Source organism: Catenibacterium sp. co_0103, assembly GCF_004168205.1.
Taxonomy (GTDB): domain Bacteria; phylum Bacillota_I; class Bacilli_A; order Erysipelotrichales; family Coprobacillaceae; genus Catenibacterium; species Catenibacterium mitsuoka_A.
The window spans coordinates 1-3,169 of sequence record NZ_RCYB01000150.1 but is presented as its reverse complement, the minus strand read 5'-3'; the positions used below and the strand labels follow the sequence as shown (position 1 = coordinate 3,169).

The following is a 3,169-nucleotide window of genomic DNA, read 5'->3' as shown; positions in this document are numbered from 1 at the left end:
ATCAGGACTTCTTTTCGTCGTGGAGATAGAGAGATAGAGGGCGCGAAAAAAAAGAGCATCACCTTACGGTGATGCTCATTTGGCAAGGACTGTCAACATTCTGTCCTTGACTTTTGAACCAGTTTACTCAGTCTGCTTATTGTGCTGTGAAGCTTTCACCCTTCAACATCTTCTTAATATATTCTTTATTCTGTTTAACGCTATTTTCATCAGGAATCATATAATACAAGTTTGTGTTAGGCATATAATAACCACCCTTCATCATCTTACCACTACCTGATACCATAGATTTCTGGAATGACCATTCAGCACCCGTATTAAGCTGATCATTGGCCACACGCGCCATTTCATTCATTGGCATATCAGTGACGAATGTACCATCAATCGCATTGAGAATATCCGTATAATGAGTAATGATGGCAGGAGAAGCCATTTTCTTAATAATAGCCTGTAATACATCCTGCTGGTTCTGTGCTCTATGACGATCACCACTCGTATAAGCATGACGTTCTCTTGAGAATGATAGAGCCATCTGACCATTCATATGGTTCCAGCCTTCTTTAATAGGCTGTCCTGTCCAGGCTTCTAAGTTCTTATCAGAATAAACATCAATACCACCTAAGGCATCTACAACTTTAACCAATGATTCAAAGTTCACACGTGCATAATAGCTGATATCAACATCTAAGAACTTTTCTACAGTCTTGACAGTATTCTGTGTACCTGTTAAGCCAGAATGTGTTAATTTATCCTTCGCTTTCGCATCGACAAGAGTTACCCATGCATCACGAGGAATACTTGTCACAAGCACCTGATGAGCAGGGACATTGATTGTCATCAAGATATTAACGTCACTACGCGATACTTCCTGAACACTACCACGAGAGTCAATACCTGAAATATAAACGCAGAACGGATCTTTTAAGATATCGAGTGTCTTTTCTTCTTTAATCTTATTATAAGATTTAAACTTACAGTTCCAGATGACTCTTGTATCCTTGTTGAATGACTCTTTGTATTCATTCACGAGTGTACGAGATCCTTCATTCATAAGAATGGCATCTGCCTGTTTATTATAAAGTGCATCCACAACGGCTTCTACACCATATAATTCACTAATACCATAACTCGATACTTTTTTACTTAGTTTATCTAAGGCTTTATTGATCTTTGTTCCATTAGGATTATAAGCCACTGTCTTATTTAAGATATCTTCAGCCTTATAATAAGGACTCTCCTTCTTTACGACGAGAGAATATGTGACATAATCGTATTCACTTGTCACCTGATTAACAGCTGCCTTACCTGTTTGAATAAATACACAGCACACAAGTAAGAAGATACTAATAACTACAGAAATAATCTTACCAATAAGTGGTCTGATCTGAACATTTCTAGACTCAATAGAACTAGATTTTGCGAATAAATACATAAGTAATGTAAGAATTGCAAGGAATGCCCCTATCACTATTAAGAAACGCATTGGTAAGATATTAACTAACGCAATACTTACCACAAGTATAATACTTAATACTGCCTGTATACCGATAATAAATCGATGATCAGTTATGAAATTCAATATTTTCTTCATCTTTGTCCCTCACTTCTATTTGATGATCTTATATTCTTTCATTAAAGCGACACGTTCTTTCCCTATCTTAATTGTCTCTGTCGCTTTATTATCTTCTCTTGATGAAGATTCCTTCATATATGTCACTATACGTGAGAACCATGCAATAGGCAATAAATAACCATGCTTTTCTAGATAAGGATATCTTCCTACTAGGTCCTTACGACTTGGGAAGAGTGTACTTCTTAAAGAAGCATGGGCTTTTTTACCTTGTGCATCTAAAGTAATCGCTTCGAGTGTCATATTAGCTGAATGCTTACGGCTCATAGAACTATTACCATATACCCCTGCATCAAGTATATCTTCTAATAAGTGGTCCATATTCTCACTTAATTCTAAATACTTATCTGGAATAGGTGCATCGTGTAAATACTTCTTACCAATAGATAATAATGTTGCCCCAAAGACTTCTAGATGAATCTTCTTAAGATCATTAAAAATAGAGTCATAATCAATCTCATAGTGAGAGTCAAACATCATAATATCTGCGACCTGTCTAATACCTACACCACTATGAAGGAAGTGTTTAAAGGCATGAAGTATAAGAAATAAGAAATGATCTGTTGGACACATAGTCGATACTTCCACACCCTCTATCACTTCAACAGTACGTCTCTCATGGGCTTTCTCAAAGAACTGGTTCCATGACCCATAAGCAACTGATTCTTCCTGGAAAAGTGTCTTATGAAGTTCTATATAAAGTGAACTTCCCTTTAACTGATAAGGGACTTCATAAGGTTCTAAATCATCTCCTGTCACTAAATTATGTTCAGTGAAGAACTGGTGGTAAGTAGGAAATAATTCTTTAGTAATCAATAAGTCCTCATCCCCCGATACTCTTTCATCAGGGATAGGATAAAGTTTTCTTGCAATAATACCCTTTACCACTAATGGATAAAGTTTTGCTTCATTCATCTTACTAACAAGCTGTAAGAAATCTCTTGTAGAAAGTGCCTGAGTCATAGCTGCACGCATAGAAATAGCTTTGACCTGTGGGTTCACACCCTGAGATTTATAGACTGCTTCATAAACCAAAGGTAATATTTGATGAATATGTGCAAGATTATATAATTCTGATAAATCTTCTTGTGAAAGTGGTTCCCATTCAACACTCTCACCCTTCAAAGAAGCACTTAATGCTTCTAATAGCTTTTCTTGTATTTCTGTCATATCAATTCCCCTAATGAGACTATTTTATAATAAAAATACAATTACTGCAAATCACCTTCGCAAAAAGGCAAAAAAGAAGGAGTAACTAAATAGACTTGGGGTTTACTCAAGCTTTGAAAAAGTCAGGGGTATAAACTCCTGGCTTTGCTTTTGGGCTGTAAACTTTTTAGGGGCAGTTTTTCGCTATCTGTTTTGTTTATTTCATAAATCATTTATCATGTTCTTAAGGTCAATAAATCTATAGAAAGAAAAAAAGGATAAGCATCGAAGTTTGGCCACCGAAATGCTTATCCTGTCCAATAAGAACACTATGATAATAATAAAACTTTCATCTAAAATCAAGCATATTACTGAAAATCAATATAAAAA

At 35.7% G+C, this 3,169-nt stretch carries 2 protein-coding genes; both read right to left on the bottom strand.

The genetic code is table 11. The annotated features are described in order from the left end of the window. Positions 1-136 precede the first annotated feature (136 nt). Positions 137-1,591, bottom strand: a complete 1,455-nt coding sequence (locus EAI80_RS12555; protein ID WP_129982309.1) for an LCP family protein — start codon at positions 1,589-1,591, stop codon at positions 137-139. A gap of 15 nt (positions 1,592-1,606) precedes the next feature. Beyond that, complete coding sequence (locus tag EAI80_RS12550; protein WP_129982308.1) at positions 1,607-2,800, bottom strand: nucleotidyltransferase family protein; 1,194 nt, start codon at positions 2,798-2,800, stop codon at positions 1,607-1,609. Between the last annotated feature and the right edge of the window lie 369 nt (positions 2,801-3,169).